1 rRNA gene is annotated in these 251 nt (G+C 49.4%); it reads right to left on the reverse strand.

What is annotated here, in order from left to right:
* Nucleotides 1–251: ribosomal RNA gene (locus tag H5183_RS21555) — 23S ribosomal RNA — on the reverse strand; the annotation flags it as partial.

A 251-nucleotide genomic window follows, 5' to 3' on the forward strand; every position in this document is an offset into this window, starting at 1 on the left:
CTCCTAGCCACAGGTCATCCCCTAACTTTTCAACGTTAGTGGGTTCGGTCCTCCAGTTGATGTTACTCAACCTTCAACCTGCCCATGGCTAGATCACCGGGTTTCGGGTCTATACCTTGCAACTATTCGCCCAGTTAAGACTCGGTTTCCCTACGGCTACCCTATTCGGTTAACCTCGCTACAAAATATAAGTCGCTGACCCATTATACAAAAGGTACGCAGTCACCCAACAAGTGGGCTCCTACTGCTTG

The sequence above is a fragment of the Pseudoalteromonas sp. SR44-8 genome, assembly GCF_014163635.1.
Classification (GTDB): domain Bacteria; phylum Pseudomonadota; class Gammaproteobacteria; order Enterobacterales; family Alteromonadaceae; genus Pseudoalteromonas; species Pseudoalteromonas rhizosphaerae.